Origin of the sequence: Amycolatopsis samaneae (assembly GCF_039541975.1) — a bacterium.
GTDB classification, from domain to species: Bacteria; Actinomycetota; Actinomycetes; order Mycobacteriales; family Pseudonocardiaceae; genus Amycolatopsis; species Amycolatopsis samaneae.
Genome location: NZ_BAABHG010000010.1, coordinates 320,650 through 337,122 on the forward strand (window position 1 = coordinate 320,650; position 16,473 = coordinate 337,122).

Genomic DNA, 16,473 nt, shown 5'->3' on the forward strand with positions numbered 1-16,473 from the left:
GTCCCGAAGCCCGTCGCCTGACCCTGACCGCACAGGGTCAAGCAGTCGGGCGGCCCGCGCCCGCGTAGTCGTCGCCCGGTTTGCGGTAGGGGTGTACCTGCACCGCCTGCCCCTCGGTCGGCGCGTCGATCATCTGCTGGTTGCCGATGTAGAGCCCGACGTGGTGGATCTCGGTGCCCGGGCTGCCGTAGAAGATCAGGTCGCCCAGCGCCGGTTCGTCGACCCGTTTCACACTGCGGTACTGGGTGTCGGCGGTGCGCATCAGCTTGATCCCCGCGCTGCCGTACGCCGCCGTGGTCAGCCCCGAGCAGTCGAAACCGGGGTCGCGGCCGCCGGTGCCGTTACCACCCCACACGTAGGGGAGGCCGATCTTGTCGATGGCGAAGTTGACCGCGCTGAGCACGGCCGGATTCGGGGCCTTGTCCTGCTGCCCGACCGTGCCGTAGACGTTCACCGTCGCCAGCGTGCGGTGCAGGTACAGCGGTGCGGCCTGCACCGAACCCACCGCGTTCCACCAGGTCTGGCCCTGGGAGAGGTCACGGCCCTCGGCGCACAGCGCCCGGCCGGTGGTGAGCGCGGCGTCGTCGATGTTCTGGGTGTTCGGGGTGCCGCCCGCCGCCGATCGCTGCCACCTGCCCCAGACCGCCGGGGACAGCTGCATCGGCCCGCTCGCGTTCGCCGTCGAGACGACCCGGTCGTAGAAGTCGCGGACGTCGATGGTGCCGATCGGCGCGCTCATGGTCCCGTCGGCACCGATCGTGCCGCCCTTGGCGCGGCCGTGGTCACTGGTGACCTTGCCCAGCGCCGCCAGCGTCACCCAGGAGAGGTGACAGCCCGGGGTCTCCTTGCCCAGTGTCACCGTCGCCTTGGCGTAGCCCGTCATCGCCCGCAGCGGGATGTCGAGCCACTGGCTCGTCCGCGACACCCACGCGTCGAACTCGCTCGGTGCCTGCGGGGGCGCCTTCGGCGCTTCCTGGGGCGGCGGCGGTGCCGGACTCGGGCTCGGCGACGCCGAGGAGGTGACGGCGGCGGCCGACGGGAGCGGCTGGTCCTCCGGCGACAGCTGGACGGCCGCCACGACCGCGCCCGCCGCGACGGCCACCGTCGCCGCGATGACCACGATCCGGCGACGGCGCGACGGTCTCGCCGCGCCCGGCTCCCGCCGGGCGGAGTCCCCGGCCTCGGCGGCGGGTTCGGACGGCTCCGGCGAGGTCGTCATCGCGGGCCTCCGGACAGCCGGTCGAGCACGAACTGCCGCAGCGTGCCGAGGTCCGTGTCGACGGCCACCTCGACCGTCCTGCCCGGACTGGCCTCCGGATCGTCGCGGCTGAGCCTGCGACGGTCCACGACCGTCATCCCCCGGGCCGGCCCGGCGCCGCAATCGACGTTCACCGGGTACGGCTCGGTCCGCAGGATTCCGGGGCTGATCGCCTCGGCCACGGCGACGGCGTCGTGCATGACCATCCCGTCGAAGCCGAGTACGCGGCTGTAGTAGGCGGTGTAGTCCGCGGTCAGGCCCTCCAGCGTCGCGCCGAGCGGCCCGGAGGCGGCGAGCTTCGCCAGCCAGTCGCGGTCGATCGCGCACCGGTGGGTGATGTCGAGCGGCACCAGGGCACACGGGACGTCGTCTTCGGCGAGCACACGACGCGCGGCCTCGGGGTCGCTCCAGATGTTGAACTCGGCGGCGGCGGTGCTGTTGCCGCGCTCGACGCCGCCGCCCATGATCACGATCCGCGCGATCTTCTCCCGGACGCCGGGATGCGCGGCGAGCAGCGCCGCGATGTTCGTGAGCGGTCCGATCGGCGCGATCGTCACCGGTTCGTCGGCGGCCTCCAGCAACGACACCAGCAGGCTCACCGCGTCGCCGCTTTCGAGCGGCCGGGTGGCCTCCGGCAGCGTCGAGGACCGCCCGGACAGCCCGTCCGCGCCGTGCACGAACGCGGCGGTGTGCGGGTTCCGGTGGACCAGCGGGCGCGCGGCGCCGGCCGCGACCGGGACGTCCGGCCTGCCGCACAGCTGCAGCAGCCGCCGGGCGTTCGCCGTCGTCGAGGCCAGCGGCACGTTGCCGAACACGGTGGTCACCCCCAGCAGCTCGACATCGGCCGACACCGCGGCCAGCGCGATCGCGAAAGCGTCGTCGACACCCGGGTCGGTGTCGATGATCAGCTTCGTTCCCATCAGCTCCCCTTGCGTGTGTCGGGCGTCCGTTCACAGGTTACGCACCGCCTTCCTCCCCGCCACCGCCCTCAAGGGAGGCGCTTCGCGCCGCTGTTAGATTCCATGCATGACGTCGATGTGGGGTGCGCCGGCACTGTCACGGGTGCGGGCCTGGCGCCAGGCCCGGCGCGACCCGCGGCAGGCGAGGTTCCTGACCGCCGATTCGCTGCGCTGGGTGCTGCGTAACCGCGCGTACACACCTTGGTATCTGGTGCGGTACTGGCGGCTGCTCAGGTTCCGGCTCGCGAACCCGCACATCATCCTGCGGGGCATGGTGTTCCTCGGGAAGAACGTGGAGATCCACTGCCGTCCCGGGTTCGGCCGGATGGAGATCGGCCGCTGGGTGCACATCGGCGACGGCAACGCCATCCGCTGTCACGAGGGATCGCTGCGGATCGGCGACAAGGCCGTCTTCGGGCGGCAGAACGTGATCAACGGCTACCTGGACGTCGAGCTCGGCTCGGCGACGCTCGTCGCGGACTGGGTGTACATCTGCGACTTCGACCATGTCACCACCGACATCACGCTGCCGATCAAGGACCAGGGCATCGTGAAGTCCCCGGTCCGGATCGGCCCGGACACCTGGATCGGCACCAAGGTCAGCGTGCTGAAGGGCACCCGTGTCGGACGCGGCTGCGTGCTGGGGGCGCACGCGGTGGTGCGCGGCGACATCCCGGACTACTCGATCGCCGTCGGCTCGCCCGCTCGCGTCGTGCGCAACCGGCAGGACGACTACGCCGCCGACGCCGCGCGCCGCGAGGCCGTCGCCGACATGGCGCGCAAGGCGAACAAAGCGCTGCAGAAAACCCTCGACGAGTCCGGTACCTGACCGGTCCGGCAAGCCGTCCCACGGCTTGAACGTCGTTGCCGTTTTTTGGCGACGACCGAAAAACTCCTGCTCGACGCGCGAAAAGCCGGACAGCGCCGGACCGCGCCGGACAGTGGGAGGGCAAGATGGACGAGTCCGCGGGACTTTCGCGGCGGGCTTTCGGGACGTTGCTCGGGGCGACCGGCGCGGGTGTCCTCGCCACGGCCGGGACGGCGTCGGCGGAAAACGGCGACGAACAGCCGTTCCGGGCGGCCCCGGGACGGCCGGCGCGCAGGCCCAACCTGCTGGTGATCCTCGGCGACGATCTGGGCTGGGCGGATCTGTCCAGCTACGGCTCCCCGCACATCCGTACCCCGAACCTCGACCGGCTCGCCCGCGAGGGTGTCCGCTTCACCGACGCCTATTCGGGCTCCGCGACCTGCTCACCGACGCGGTTCAGCCTTTACACCGGCCGCTATCCGGGACGGCTGCGCGGTGGTCTCGCCGAGCCGATCGCGTCGCCGAACGAGCTCGAAGGAATCCCGCACGAGCACCCGACCCTCGCGTCACTCCTGCTCGACGCCGGGTACTCGACGGCGTTGATCGGCAAATGGCACTGCGGCTATCTGCCGTGGTTCAGCCCGACCCGGGCCGGCTGGCAGGAGTTCTTCGGCAACTTCGGCGGCGCGATCGACTACTTCTCGAAACTCGACGGCGCCGGCCGCCACGATCTGTACGAGGGCGAGGTCGAGTACGCCGACCTGCGCTACTACACCGACATCATCACCGAACGAGCGGTCGAGTACGTGCGCCGCGACCACGACCGGCCGTGGCTGCTCAACCTCAACTTCACCACTCCGCACTGGCCGTGGGAAACCCGCGACGACAAAGCCGTGAGCGACGCGCTCAGCGCGCGGATCCGGGCGGGGGAGCAGGGCGTGCTGTCGCACGCGGACGGCGGTTCACTGGAGACCTACCGGAAGATGGTCGAACACCTCGACAGCGCGATCGGCGTCGTGCTCGACGCGCTGCGTGCCCGTGGCCGTTTCGAGGACACGCTGGTGTTGTTCGCCAGTGACAACGGCGGCGAACGATGGTCCTACCAGTGGCCGCTGTCGGGCGGGAAGTTCGGGCTCCAGGAGGGCGGCATCCGCGTCCCGACGATCCTGCGCTGGCCGGCCGCGATCCGGCCGCGCCAGGTCAGCGACGTCCCCGTCGTGTCCCCCGACTGGACCGCGACCCTGCTCGAAATCGCGGGCGCGAAGGTGGATACCCGGTATCCCCTCGACGGGCACAGCCTCGCCGGGTACCTCCTGCGTGGCCGGAAACCGCCCACGCACGACCTGTTCTGGCGGACCCGCGCCGAACGGGCGCTGCGCCGCGGTCCGTGGAAGTACCACCGGACACCGGAGGGCGCCGACCAGCTCTTCCACGTCGTGCGTGATCCCCGTGAACAGGCGAACCTCGCGCGTGCCGAGGCGTCCCGGCTGACGGAGCTGCGGGCGGCCTGGGAGAAGGTCGACTCCGGCCTGCTGCGCTATCCGCGCTGAACGCCCCACACGCCGGGCGGTGTCACACCAGGCTGGGTCACACCAAGAAGTGGAACAGCGGGCTGCCCGGCTCGACCCGTTCGACCTGCAGCGGGCTGGCGGCCAGCCGATGGAGAAGCCCGTCGAGGTCCTCCGGTCGCGCGAGTTCGACGCCGATCAGCGCGGGTCCGGTCTCGCGGTTGTTGCGCTTGACGTACTCGAAACGGGTGATGTCGTCGTCCGGCCCGAGTACCTCGTCGAGGAACTGTCGCAGCGCACCGGGCTCCTGCGGGAAGCCGACGAGGAAGTAGTGCTTGATGCCCTCGTGGATCAGCGAGCGCTCCACGATCTCGCCGTACCGGCTGACGTCGTTGTTGCCGCCGGACACGACGCAGACCACCGTCTGGCCGGGTTCGACCTTCACGGGGTCCCCGAGCGCGGCGGTCGCCAGCGCGCCGGCGGGCTCCGCGATCACGCCGTCGGACTGGTACATCGCGAGCATTTCCGTGCACACCGCGCCCTCGGCCACCGAGGTCAGCTCGGCACCGCTGTCGCGGACCAGCGGATAGGTGACCGCGCCCGCCTCGCGCACGGCCGCGCCGTCCACAAAGGAGTCGACGGCCTCGATCCGCACCGGGTGCCCCGCCTCCAGCGCCGCCGCCATGCAGGTCGCGCCCGCCGGTTCGACGCCGACGACACGGATCTCGGGGTGCCGCTGCCCGACCCAGCTGGTGATTCCGGCGAGCAGCCCGCCGCCGCCGACCGGCACGACCAGGACATCCGGGACGAAGCCGAGCTGTTCCACGATCTCGAGCGCGACCGTGCCCTGTCCGGCGACGGTCTGCACGGCGTCGAAGGCGGGCACCAGCGTGGCGCCCGTGCGGCGCGCGTCCTCCTGAGAAGCGGCGAAAGCGTCCTCGTAGGTTTCACCGACGACGATGACCTCGATGTGCGCGCCGCCGAGCGTCGCGATGCGCTCGCGCTTTTGCCGCGGCGTCGTGCCCGGGACGTAGACGCGGCCGTTCGCGCCAAGCCTGCGGCAGGCGTAGGCCACGCCCTGCGCGTGGTTCCCGGCGCTCGCGCACACGACGCCGCGGGCACGGGTCGCCTCGTCGAGCTGGACGATGAAGTTGTAGGCGCCGCGGATCTTGTACGAACGGACCGTTTGCAGATCTTCGCGCTTGAGCCACACCCGCGCGTCCACGCGGGACGAAAGCCGGGCGTTGGGTTCCAGCGGCGTCTTGGTGACCACCCCGGCCAGCCGGCCCGCGGCCCGCTCGACGAGGTCGGCGGTCACCGTGTCGATGTCGTGCACCTCGACGAATGTACTGACCCGGTTGGCGGTACCGGCGCCGGGGCTTCCCGCCCCTTCCTACCGCCCGAATGTGGCCTCTGACCTGGGCGTTGCCGAAAAACGGCGACGGGAGGCGACCGATGACGCGAGCCGCGGCCCCGGCGTCGCCGAATTTCGGCGACGGCGTTCGTCAGCTCTTGGGCACCGCCGGGTAGGGCACGAACGTGCTGGTGTTCTCGTCCACGGTGAGCTGTTTGCCGATGGTCGGGAACGCCCGCTGCGGGCAGGCCGGGCGTTCGCAGACCTTGCAGCCCATCCCGATCGGCGTCGCCGCGGCGGGCTCGTCCAGGTCGAGCCCGGTCGAATAGACCAGCCTGCCGGCGTGCCGCAGCTCGCAGCCGAGCCCGACGGCGAACGTCTTGCCGGGGCTGCCGTACCCGCCGATGTTCCGCGACACGGCCCGCGCGACCCAGAAGTAGCTCTTGCCGTCGGGCAGCGTCGCGATCTGCGTCAGGATCTTGCCGGGAGAGGTGAACGCCTCGTAGACGTTCCACAACGGGCACGCGCCCCCCACCCGGCTGAAGTGGAACCCGGCTGCGGACTGCCGTTTCGACATGTTGCCCGCGCGGTCGACGCGGACGAACGAGAACGGCACGCCGCGATGTTTCGGACGCTGGAGCGTCGACAGTCGGTGGCACACCGTCTCGAAACCGACGCCGAAGTGGTCGCACAGCCGCTCGATGTCGTAGCGGAACTTCTCGGCCGTGGTCAGAAAAGCGCCATACGGCAGGATCAGCGCGCCCGCGAAGTAGTTCGCCAGCCCGACGCGCGCCAGCGACCGCGCCGCCGGACCGGAGAACGCCCACGAATCGGCGAGCTCGGTGATGAGATCGTCGTATTCGAGCAACGCGATCTGGGAGGCCATCCGGAAGGCCTGCTGGCCGACCCGCAGGCTGGGCGCCAGCCGGAGCACCCGGCCCTGCGGCTCGTAGCGGTGCTGTTCGCCCGCCGACTCGTCGATCCCGGCGCTGGTGACCTCGACCCCGTAGCGCTGCCACAGCCGCTGCTTGAGCATGACCATCACCTCGCCGCGTCGTAACGGGATCTCCGCGGCCATCCGTTCGGCGCGATCGTCCAGCTCGGCGACGTAGTTCTCCCGTTCGTAGAAGAAGTCGCGCACCTCTTCGTGCGGGAGCGGCGCGGCGGCGCTCCCGTGCAGGCCGAGGCCGTTTTCGGTGGTCAGCGCGGCGGTGTTCTCGACGGCGTTGCGGTAGCTGCGGTGCAGCTTGACCAGCGCCTGCGCGATCGTCGGCAGGTTGGAGGCCAGCTCGTTGAGTTCGCCGGTGGTGACGTCCAGGCCGAGCACCTCGTCGAGCAGCGCTTCCCGGACGTCGGCGACCAGCCGCGAGGTGTCCTTGCCCGCGAAGAACTCCGCGTCGACCCCGAACGCCTGGGTGATCCGCAGCAGCACGGGGACGGTCAGCGGCCGCGAGTTGTGCTCGATCTGGTTGAGGTAACTGGGTGAGATCTCGAGCACACGAGCGAGGTCGGCCTGGCTCATCGACCGGGTCTCGCGCAGATGCCGTAGCCGCGCGCCGGCGAAAATTTTGTCCACCAAGCCTCCGGAGTCCGCAAGGTTTCCGGCCCTGAACGATTACGTGAACGATCAAGTCCGGCGTTTTTGGTCCCGGTTGCGAACCGTCGATTCGCAACCTTCACAGAAGCGTACGGAAGCTTCGCAGAAATTGGCAAATTGGAGATCTGGACCGGATTTTCGTTGCCGTGCAAAGGTCACGGCAGGAAAGGCGAGCAATCGCAAACTTCGCAACACCCGGGAGACTTCGATGACCGAGCAGGCCAAGCAGGCGGCCCAGGAGCTGGCAAAGCAGTGGGAAACCGACCCGCGCTGGGCGGGCGTCCAGCGGACCTACTCGGCCGCCGACGTGGTGAAGCTGCGCGGCAGCGTCGTCGAGGAACACACCCTGGCCCGTCGCGGTGCCGAGAAGCTGTGGAACCTCCTGCACACCGAGGACTACATCCACGCGCTGGGCGCGCTCACCGGTAACCAGGCCGTCCAGCAGGTCCGTGCCGGGCTGCGCGCGATCTACCTGTCGGGCTGGCAGGTCGCCGCCGACGCCAACCTCGCCGGGCAGACCTACCCGGACCAGAGCCTCTACCCGGCGAACTCGGTGCCCGCCGTGGTCCGCCGCATCAACAACGCGCTGGGCCGCGCCGACCAGATCACCTGGGCCGAGGGCAACACCGACATCGACTGGTACGCCCCGATCGTCGCCGACGCCGAGGCCGGTTTCGGTGGCCCGCTGAACGCGTTCGAGCTGATGAAGGGCATGATCGCCGCCGGCGCGGCCGGGGTGCACTGGGAGGACCAGCTCGCCTCCGAAAAGAAGTGCGGTCACCTCGGCGGCAAGGTCCTGATCCCGACCAAGCAGCACGAGCGCACCCTGAACGCGGCCCGGCTGGCCGCCGACGTGCTCAACGTTCCGTCGCTGATCGTCGCCCGCACCGACGCGCAGGCCGCGACCCTGCTCACCAGCGATGTCGACGAGCGCGACCAGAAGTTCACCACCGGCGAGCGCACCGCCGAGGGCTTCTACACCGTCCGTAACGGCATCGAGCCGTGCATCGACCGGGGCCTGGCCTACGCCCAGTACGCCGACCTGCTGTGGATGGAGACCTCCGAGCCGGACCTCGAGGTGGCACGCAAGTACGCCGAGGCGATCAAGGCGAAGTACCCGGACCAGATGCTGGCCTACAACTGCTCGCCGTCGTTCAACTGGAAGAAGCACCTGGACGACGCGACGATCGCGAAGTTCCAGCGCGAGCTCGGCCACATGGGCTACAAGTTCCAGTTCATCACCCTGGCCGGCTTCCACGCGCTGAACTACTCGATGTTCGACCTGGCCCACGGCTACGCCCGCGAGGGCATGACCGCCTACGTCGACCTGCAGGAGCGCGAGTTCGCTTCGGAGAGCCGTGGCTACACCGCGACGAAGCACCAGCGTGAGGTCGGCACCGGCTGGTTCGACCAGGTCGCGACCGCGCTGAACCCGACCAGCTCGACCACCGCGCTCAAGGGTTCCACCGAGGAAGCCCAGTTCTGACCCAGCCCGGTAGCCGTGGTGCGGCCCCTCCCTCCCCCTGGGGGCCGCACCACACCGGCCACAACGGAAGGTGTGTCATGTTCGACAGCCTCACCCACCGCGTCGAGGTCGCCGGGCCCACCGGCGACCGGTTCGCCGAGATCCTCACCCCCGCCGCGATCGACTTCGTGGTCAAGCTCGACAACGCTTTCGCCGGCCGCCGCAGCGAGCTGCTCGACGCCCGCCGCACGCGCCGTGAGAAGCTCCAGTCCGGTGAGCAGCCGCTCGGTTTCCTGCCCGAGACCCAGGCCGTCCGCAACGACCCGACGTGGCGCGTGGCCGAATCCGCGCCGGGGCTCGAGGACCGCCGCGTGGAGATCACCGGGCCGACGGACCGCAGGATGACGGTCAACGCGCTCAACTCCGGCGCGAAGGTGTGGCTCGCGGACTTCGAGGACGCGACGTCCCCGACCTGGCACAACGTGATCGACGGGCAGCTCAACCTCTTCGACGCGATCCGCCGCAACATCGACTTCACCACCGAGGCCGGTAAACGCTACGTCGTCGGCGACGAACCGGCCACGATCGTCGCCCGGCCGCGCGGCTGGCACCTGGTGGAGAAGCACATCCGCATCGACGGCCGCCCGGTTTCGGCGAGCCTGGTCGACTTCGGGCTGTACTTCTTCCACAACGCGCGTCAGCTGATCGCGCGCGGCAGCGGCCCGTACTTCTACCTTCCGAAGCTGGAAAGCCACCTCGAAGCCCGGCTGTGGAACGACGTCTTCCTGCTGGCGCAGCGAGAACTCGGCATTCCGCGCGGGACCATCCGCGCGACCGTGCTGATCGAGACGATCACCGCGGCGTTCGAAATGGACGAGATCCTCTACGAGCTTCGCGAACACGCGGCCGGTCTCAACGCCGGCCGGTGGGACTACATCTTCAGCGTCATCAAGAACTTTTCCTCGCACGGCGCGGACTTCGTGCTGCCCGACCGCGCGCAGGTCACCATGACCGTGCCGTTCATGCGTGCCTACACCGAACTGCTGGTGCGTACCTGCCACAAACGCGGCGCGCATGCGATCGGCGGCATGGCCGCGTTCATCCCCAGCCGAGACCCCGAGGTCAACGCGACCGCGCTGGAGAAGGTCCGCCAGGACAAGGAACGCGAGGCAGGGGACGGGTTCGACGGTTCGTGGGTGGCGCACCCCGGCCTGGTCCCGGTGTGCCGCGAGGTCTTCGACACCGTGCTCGGCGGCTGGCCCAACCAGCTCGGCAAGCTGCGAGAGGACGTCGAGGTCACCGCCGAGGATCTGCTCGATGTCGCGAGCGCCGGTGGCGAGGTCACCGAGGCCGGTGTCCGCGCGAACATCAACGTCGCGCTGCGCTACATCGACGCCTGGCTGGGCGGTACCGGCGCGGCCGCGATCCACAACCTGATGGAGGACGCGGCCACCGCGGAGATCGCGCGCTGCCAGGTGTGGCAGTGGATCCGCAACGGCACGAAGCTCGAAGACGGGACGGTGCTGACGCGCGAACTCGCGGTCGAGTTCCTGGACGACGAGCTGGCGTCGGTGCGTGCCGACCTCGGCGAAGGCACCCGGCTCGACGACGCGTACGCGATTTTCACCGAGACCGCGCTGGGCGAGAAGCTGCCGAGCTTCCTCACCACGAGTGCGTACGCGCGGTATCTCACCGATCTTCGGTGAGCCTGGCTGTGTCGATGCGCTCTCGCCGGTAGAGAGTGTTTCGCGCTCCGGCCGTCCTTACCTGACGAAGGACGGCCGGGATCCACATCGGTTTGGGACGGTGTGGCCGAACGAGCCCGGTGGCGGAGGCTCCCCGCCACCGGGCTCGTTCACGTCCGGCGCCTCTTGTTCGCCTTGATCAGCACCGCCGCGGCCTCGCGGGCAGTAGCCGCTTCGCCCGGGTCCCCGCCGATGGCCGCGAGAACGGTCGCGCCTTCCACGAGCGAGAAAAGCATGTCCGCGAGCGGTGGGTCAGGTACCAGTTCGCGGAGGTACGCGCGGACCTCGTCCTTGTGCTTGCGGATGGCGGCGAGAATCCGGGGTGTGGGCTCGCCGAACTCGCCGAACGAGTTGATGAACGCGCAACCGCGGAAGTCCGGTTCGCGGAACCAGTCGTAGAGCCACTCGAACACGGCCAGCGGATCGTCGCCGTGCGCGCGGACGAAACCGCGCAAGGACGCTCTCCAGCGCTCATCGCGCCGTAGCAGATACGCCTCGACGAGGTCGTCCTTCGACGGGAAACACTGGTACAGCCGTTTCAGGGACACACCGGAACGTTCGCGCACGGCGTCCATTCCGACGGCCTGGACGCCGTGGGCGTAGAACAACGTCTCGGCGGCCTCCAGCAGTCGCTCGGTCGCTTCCGCGGGATCCATGTCACCTGCCCTAGCGTGGAGAACGAACGTTCTCTACTGTACTCGACAGGAAGAGAACGACCGTTCTCCCCGTCTTCGAAGGAGAATCCGATGACGTCACGTCCGCCGTTCCCACCGTTCGACGAGGACACGGCCCGCCAGAAGGTCCAGGCCGCCGAAGACGCCTGGAACACCCGCGATCCCGAACGGGTCGCGCTGGCCTACACCGAGGACTCGGTCTGGCGGAACCGGGACCGCTACGTCGTGGGCCGTGCCCAGATCGTCGAGTTCCTCGCCGAAAAATGGCGACGGGAGCTGGACTACGTGCTGCGTAAGGAGCTGTGGGGATTCCGGGGCAACCGGATCGGCGTCCGCTTCCAGTACGAGTGCCGGACCGCGGACGGCCGGTGGTACCGCAGCTACGGCAACGAGTTGTGGGAGTTCACCGGCGAGGGCTTGATGAGCCGCCGTGAGGCGAGCATCAACGACGTGCCGATCACGGAGGCCGACCGCCGGATCCACGGCCCGCGGCCGAAAGTCGAATATGGGCTTTCGCTGCCGATTTTCTGACCATGGGCGCGCTCAGCCGAAAGCGAAACCGCGCGTCACGACAGCCCGATCACGGCAGGCTGAGTGGATGAGCCTGGGATTCGGCGGCGAGGTGACCGAGTTCTACCACCGGTTCCGGCGGGGCTACCCGCCCGCGGTGTTCGGGATACTGACCGAGGTTTTCGGACTGTCCGCGGCCGATGTCGTCCTGGACCTCGGCTGCGGCACCGGTCAGCTGGCCCGCCCGATCGCGGCCGGTGTCCGTGCCGTGCTGGGCATGGATCCCGAGCCCGACATGCTCGTCCGGGCCCGGCGTGCCGCGCTGGACGAGAACATCCGGAACGTGACGTGGCTGCTCGGTGGCGACACCGATGTGCCCGCCCTCGGGACGCTGCTCGGTGACGATCGCCTCGGCGTGACCACGATCGGACAGGCCCTGCACTGGATGGAGCCGGCCCCGCTGTTTCGCGCGTTGCGGTCGTTGTCCCGTCCCGGCGGCGGCGTCGCGGTGGTGACGAACGGCGAGCCGTTGTGGCTCCAGGACTCCCCGTGGTCCCGCGCGCTGCGCGAGGTGCTGGAGAGCTGGCTGGGCAGGCGGCTCACCCGGACCTGCGGCACCGACGAGGCCAGCCACGCGCGATACCGGGCGGAACTGGTCAAAGCCGGATACCGGGTCGACGTCCGGACCGTCGAGTACACCGGGCACCTGGACGTCGACGATGTCGTCGGTGGCGTTTTTTCGGCGATGAGCGTGGACCGGCTGCCCGCGCCGGAACTACGGGCGGAGTTCGCCGATCGAGTCCGTGAAGCACTGACGCCCCACGCGCCGTTCGTCGAATCGGTGCGAGTCCGCCTGCTGACCGGCCGGGTGCCGCGTTGAGCGCGGTCAGATTTCGAAGGCGTTGCCGGTGGCGATCTTCGGGCGGCCCAGCTCGGCCGGCTCCCCGGGCCGCGCTCGCCGATAAACGGCGACGGTCGCCTCGGCGATCCGGTTCCAGTCGAAGTCCGCGGCCAGTCGTGACTGCGCGGCCAGCGCGCGCCTGGTGGCCGCGTCGCCGTCGTTCAGGACCGTCTCGACGGCGTCCGCGAGCGCGTTGACGTCACCGGGCGCGAACGCGAGCCCGGTCTCACCGTGCACGACGACCTCGCCGAGCCCGCCCGCCGTCGAGGCGACGAGCGGCGCCTTCGCCGCGGCCGCCTCGAGCGCCACGATGCCGAACGGCTCGTACCGGCTGGGCAGGACGACGGCGTCCGCGGCGGCCAGCACGGCACGCAGGTCACGGTCGGAAAGATGGCCGACGAAGTCGACCGCGCGCCGCACACGCAGCCGCCGTGACTGCTCGACCAGCTCGTCGAAGTGTCGCCCTTTTCCGGCGACGACGAGCCGGGTCCCCGGATGCTCGCGGCGGATCCGCGGCAGTGCCGAGAGCAGGTCCTGAACGCCCTTTTCCCATTCCAGCCTGCCGAAGTACAGCAGCAGCGGCGCGCCGTCCGGGCTGTAGACCTCGCGGGCGCGGGCGATCTCCTCGGCGGGGACCTGCCAGCTGCGTTCCTCGATGCCGTTGTGGATCACCGTGACGTCCGTGCCGTCGATCTCGAACAGGTGCGCCACCTCCGCGCGCATCGCCTGCGAGCAGGTGATCAGCGCGTCCACCCGGTTCGCGAGCCACCATTCGACCGAGTGCACCTGCTGGTTCAGCGGATGGGACAGCCAGCCCGAGTGCCGTCCCGCCTCGGTCGCGTGGATGGTGCCGACCAGCGGCACCCTGGCCGCCTCGGCGATCGCGATCGCCGGGTGCGTGACCAGCCAGTCGTGCGCGTGCACGACGTCGGGTTGCCAGCCGCGCAGCAGATCGTGCGCGGCGCGGATCATCGCGTGGCCCATCGCCAGCGTCCACGCGACGAGATCGCGTTCGAACGTCACGTGCATCGGGTCCTCGGCGACCCGGATGATCCGCACCCCCTCGACCACGCGATCGGTGCGCGGATGCGTTTCGGCGTCCGTGCCCGCCGTGTGCCGGCACAGCACCACGACCTCGTGCCCCTGCCGGGCGAGATGACGCGCCAACGCGTGCACGTGCCGTGCCAGGCCGCCGACCACCACGGGCGGGTATTCCCAGGACAACATCAGCACGCGCATGGGAGGAGGTTACTCGCGAGTTGGTCTCTCGCGGGCGCCCCCGCCATGCCGTTCGGCGCCCAGGTCCGGCTTTAGTACACGGCGTTAGCTGGGACGGCCGCGCAGGTGGTCAGGCCGCGCTGCCATGATGTGAAATAGGTCACCCACGACGGTGCGAATCTCTGCCACCATCGAGGGTGATGACTTTTCTCGAGCACGTGGACCCGCCCCTGTCGACGCCGTGGACCGCGCAGGTCGGACCCGGCGCCGTGCTGCCCGAGTACCCGAGGCCGCAACTCACCCGGCCACGCTGGCTGAACCTGAACGGCGTCTGGGAGTACGCCGGATGGCCGGTTTCCGGCGACGAGCCGCGGCCGTCCGGCTACGGCGAACGCATCCTGGTGCCCTTTCCGCCCGAGTCGGCCCTGTCCGGGATCGGCAGGCACGACGAGGTCCTCTGGTACCGGCGCGTGTTCGAGGTCCCGGAGGACTGGCGGGGCTGCCGGGTGCTGCTGCACTTCGGCGCGGTCGACCAGTCGGCGGCGGTGTGGGTGAACAACCAGCGGGTCGCCACCCACGAGGGCGGCCACACCGCGTTCAGCGCCGACATCACCGACGTCCTTCGCGCGTCCGGCTCCCAGGAACTCACCGTCCGGGCCGAGGACCACACCGACACCGCGACCTTCCCGGTCGGCAAGCAACGCAACGATCCGAGCGGGATCTGCTACACGGCGGCGTCGGGAATCTGGCAGACCGTCTGGCTCGAACCGGTGCCCGCGGCGCACGTCGCGGCCCTCGAAGTCACCTCGGACCTCACCGGCTTCACGGTGTTTTCGCAGGTCACCGGCGGTGCTCGGGTCGAGGTGGAGGCGTTGCCGAAATGTGGCGACGGAAGCTCGGGCGACGTGGCACGGGCCGTCGGCGAGGCCGGGGAGCCGGTGCGCGTCGCCATTCCGCGGCCACGGCTGTGGAGTCCCGAGGACCCGTTCCTCTACGACCTGACCGTGCGGTTGCTCGACCGGAACGGTGAGGTCCTCGACGAGGTCGGCAGCTACGGCGGTCTTCGCACCGTGGAGGTCTTGCCCGGCTCTGACGGCCGTCCGCGCATCGCTCTCAACGGCCACGTCACGTTCGTGCACGGCCCGCTCGACCAGGGCTACTGGCCGGACGGGATCTACACCGCCCCCACCGACGACGCGCTGCGCTTCGACCTGGAACGCACGAAGGAACTCGGCTTCAACTCCGTCCGCAAGCACGTCAAGGTCGAACCGGCCCGCTGGTACTACTGGACCGACCGGCTGGGCCTGCTGGTCTGGCAGGACATGCCCGCACTGACCGTGTCCTTCGACGGCCCGCCCGGCCCGGCGCCCGATCCGGTGCCGGAGGCCAAGGCCCGGTTCGAGGCCGAACTGGCCGAGATGATCACGCAGCTGCGCGGGATCACCTCGATCATCGGGTGGGTGCCGTTCAACGAGGGCTGGGGCGAATTCGACACCGCGCGTGTCGCCGAGGCCGTCAAGAAGCTCGACCCGGGCAGGCTGGTCATCGCCAACAGCGGCGTCAACTGCTGCTTCTCCCGACCTGACAGTGGCGCAGGCGACGTCTACGACGATCACACCTATGTGGGGCCCGGCGAGCCCCCGGAGAACGACGAACGTGTCGTCTTCGACGGCGAGTACGGCGGGTTGGGCCTGGTGCTCGACGACCATCGGTGGCCGGGGCCGCCGCAGGCCTACGAGATGGCGCCGACCGCCCAGCGGCTCACCGAGCGCTACGTCGAGCTCAGTGAGCGGCTGGAACGGCTGGCGCGCGAAGGCGGCGTCGCGGGGGCGATCTACACCCAGATCACGGATGTCGAGAACGAGGTCAACGGCTTCCTCACCTATGACCGCCGGGTCGTCAAACTCGACCTCGCCACCGCCGCCGCCCGCAACCGCGCGGTGATCGCGGCGGGCAGCGCCGGGGCGGACGTCAGCTCGGCAGCGCCGCCTCGATCGCCTTGACGAGGGTTTCGTCCTCGGGCTCGGTGCGTGGGCGGAACCGGCCAAGCACCGAGCCGTCCGCACCGACGAGGAACTTCTCGAAGTTCCACTGGACGTCACCGGCGGCGCCTTCGGCATCGGCGGTGCCGGTCAGCTCGGCGTAGAGCGGGTGCCGGTTCTCGCCGTTGACATCGACCTTCTCGAACAGGGGGAACGAGACGCCGTAAGTGGTCGAGCAGAACGTCTGGATCTCTTCGGCCGTGCCGGGCTCCTGGCCGGCGAACTGGTTGCACGGGAAGCCGACGACGGAGAATCCCCGGTCGCCGTAGCGCTCCTGCAGGCGTTCCAGACCGGTGTACTGCGGGGTCAGCCCGCACTTCGACGCGACGTTGACCACCAGCAGCGCCCTGCCGTCGAGCGCGCCGAGCGTGGTGTCCTGGCCGGCGAGGGTCTTGAGCGGAATGTCGTGGATCCCCATGGTGGTCCCTTTCTTC

14 protein-coding genes are annotated in these 16,473 nt (G+C 69.8%); 7 read left to right on the plus strand and 7 right to left on the minus strand.

Annotation, left to right across the window (positions count from 1 at the left end; all coding sequences use genetic code 11):
- Window positions 1-37: 37 nt before the first annotated feature.
- Window positions 38-1,219: a C40 family peptidase gene (locus tag ABD987_RS27345; RefSeq protein ID WP_378214400.1), complete on the minus strand. Its 1,182-nt coding sequence runs from the start codon at window positions 1,217-1,219 to the stop codon at window positions 38-40.
- Entirely contained in the window at window positions 1,216-2,178 is a 963-nt protein-coding gene (locus ABD987_RS27350) for a nucleoside hydrolase (RefSeq protein WP_345399722.1), read from the minus strand. Before ABD987_RS27350 ends, ABD987_RS27345 begins: the two co-directional genes overlap by 4 nt.
- 106 nt (window positions 2,179-2,284) lie before the next feature.
- Between ABD987_RS27350 and ABD987_RS27355 the strand changes: the two genes are divergently transcribed.
- Together ABD987_RS27355 and ABD987_RS27360 are read left to right on the plus strand one after the other, a co-directional pair.
- The gene (locus tag ABD987_RS27355; RefSeq protein ID WP_345399725.1) at window positions 2,285-3,046 is read left to right on the plus strand and encodes an acyltransferase; all 762 of its coding nucleotides are present in this window, start codon (window positions 2,285-2,287) and stop codon (window positions 3,044-3,046) included.
- Between the two features lie 125 nt (window positions 3,047-3,171).
- A complete protein-coding gene (locus ABD987_RS27360; RefSeq protein ID WP_345399728.1) occupies window positions 3,172-4,575 on the plus strand; it encodes a sulfatase family protein in 1,404 nt (467 codons plus the stop codon).
- Window positions 4,576-4,612: 37 nt separating this feature from the next.
- On the opposite strand, the gene ilvA is transcribed toward ABD987_RS27360, so the two are convergent.
- Both ilvA and ABD987_RS27370 read right to left on the minus strand, forming a co-directional pair.
- Window positions 4,613-5,869, minus strand: a complete 1,257-nt coding sequence (gene ilvA / locus ABD987_RS27365; protein ID WP_345399731.1) for a threonine ammonia-lyase IlvA — start codon at window positions 5,867-5,869, stop codon at window positions 4,613-4,615.
- 169 nt (window positions 5,870-6,038) lie between these two features.
- A complete protein-coding gene (locus ABD987_RS27370; RefSeq protein ID WP_345399734.1) occupies window positions 6,039-7,463 on the minus strand; it encodes a short-chain fatty acyl-CoA regulator family protein in 1,425 nt (474 codons plus the stop codon).
- 229 nt (window positions 7,464-7,692) lie between these two features.
- Here ABD987_RS27370 and aceA point away from each other — a divergent pair, with 229 nt between their 5' ends.
- Both aceA and aceB read left to right on the plus strand, forming a co-directional pair.
- Complete coding sequence (gene aceA / locus ABD987_RS27375; protein ID WP_345399737.1) at window positions 7,693-8,970, plus strand: isocitrate lyase; 1,278 nt, start codon at window positions 7,693-7,695, stop codon at window positions 8,968-8,970.
- Between the two features lie 77 nt (window positions 8,971-9,047).
- Window positions 9,048-10,655 (plus strand): malate synthase A, encoded by a 1,608-nt coding sequence (gene aceB / locus ABD987_RS27380; protein WP_345399740.1) that lies wholly within the window; start codon window positions 9,048-9,050, stop codon window positions 10,653-10,655.
- A 149-nt stretch (window positions 10,656-10,804) separates the two neighbouring features.
- On the opposite strand, the gene ABD987_RS27385 is transcribed toward aceB, so the two are convergent.
- The gene (locus ABD987_RS27385; protein WP_345399743.1) at window positions 10,805-11,350 is read right to left on the minus strand and encodes a TetR/AcrR family transcriptional regulator; all 546 of its coding nucleotides are present in this window, start codon (window positions 11,348-11,350) and stop codon (window positions 10,805-10,807) included.
- Between the two features lie 90 nt (window positions 11,351-11,440).
- Between ABD987_RS27385 and ABD987_RS27390 the strand changes: the two genes are divergently transcribed.
- Together ABD987_RS27390 and ABD987_RS27395 are read left to right on the plus strand one after the other, a co-directional pair.
- On the plus strand, window positions 11,441-11,899 hold the full coding sequence (locus ABD987_RS27390; protein WP_345399746.1) for a DUF1348 family protein: 459 nt from the start codon (window positions 11,441-11,443) through the stop codon (window positions 11,897-11,899).
- 67 nt (window positions 11,900-11,966) lie between these two features.
- Entirely contained in the window at window positions 11,967-12,758 is a 792-nt protein-coding gene (locus ABD987_RS27395; RefSeq protein WP_345399749.1) for a class I SAM-dependent methyltransferase, read from the plus strand.
- A 6-nt stretch (window positions 12,759-12,764) separates the two neighbouring features.
- Here the strand turns inward: ABD987_RS27395 and ABD987_RS27400 are convergent, their stop codons facing one another.
- Complete coding sequence (locus ABD987_RS27400; RefSeq protein ID WP_345399752.1) at window positions 12,765-14,018, minus strand: glycosyltransferase family 4 protein; 1,254 nt, start codon at window positions 14,016-14,018, stop codon at window positions 12,765-12,767.
- Between the two features lie 179 nt (window positions 14,019-14,197).
- Here ABD987_RS27400 and ABD987_RS27405 point away from each other — a divergent pair, with 179 nt between their 5' ends.
- The gene (locus ABD987_RS27405; protein ID WP_345399755.1) at window positions 14,198-16,000 is read left to right on the plus strand and encodes a glycoside hydrolase family 2 protein; all 1,803 of its coding nucleotides are present in this window, start codon (window positions 14,198-14,200) and stop codon (window positions 15,998-16,000) included.
- On the opposite strand, the gene ABD987_RS27410 is transcribed toward ABD987_RS27405, so the two are convergent.
- Window positions 15,969-16,457: a glutathione peroxidase gene (locus ABD987_RS27410; RefSeq protein ID WP_345399758.1), complete on the minus strand. Its 489-nt coding sequence runs from the start codon at window positions 16,455-16,457 to the stop codon at window positions 15,969-15,971. The two genes, ABD987_RS27405 and ABD987_RS27410, sit on opposite strands and share 32 nt — an antisense overlap.
- Between the last annotated feature and the right edge of the window lie 16 nt (window positions 16,458-16,473).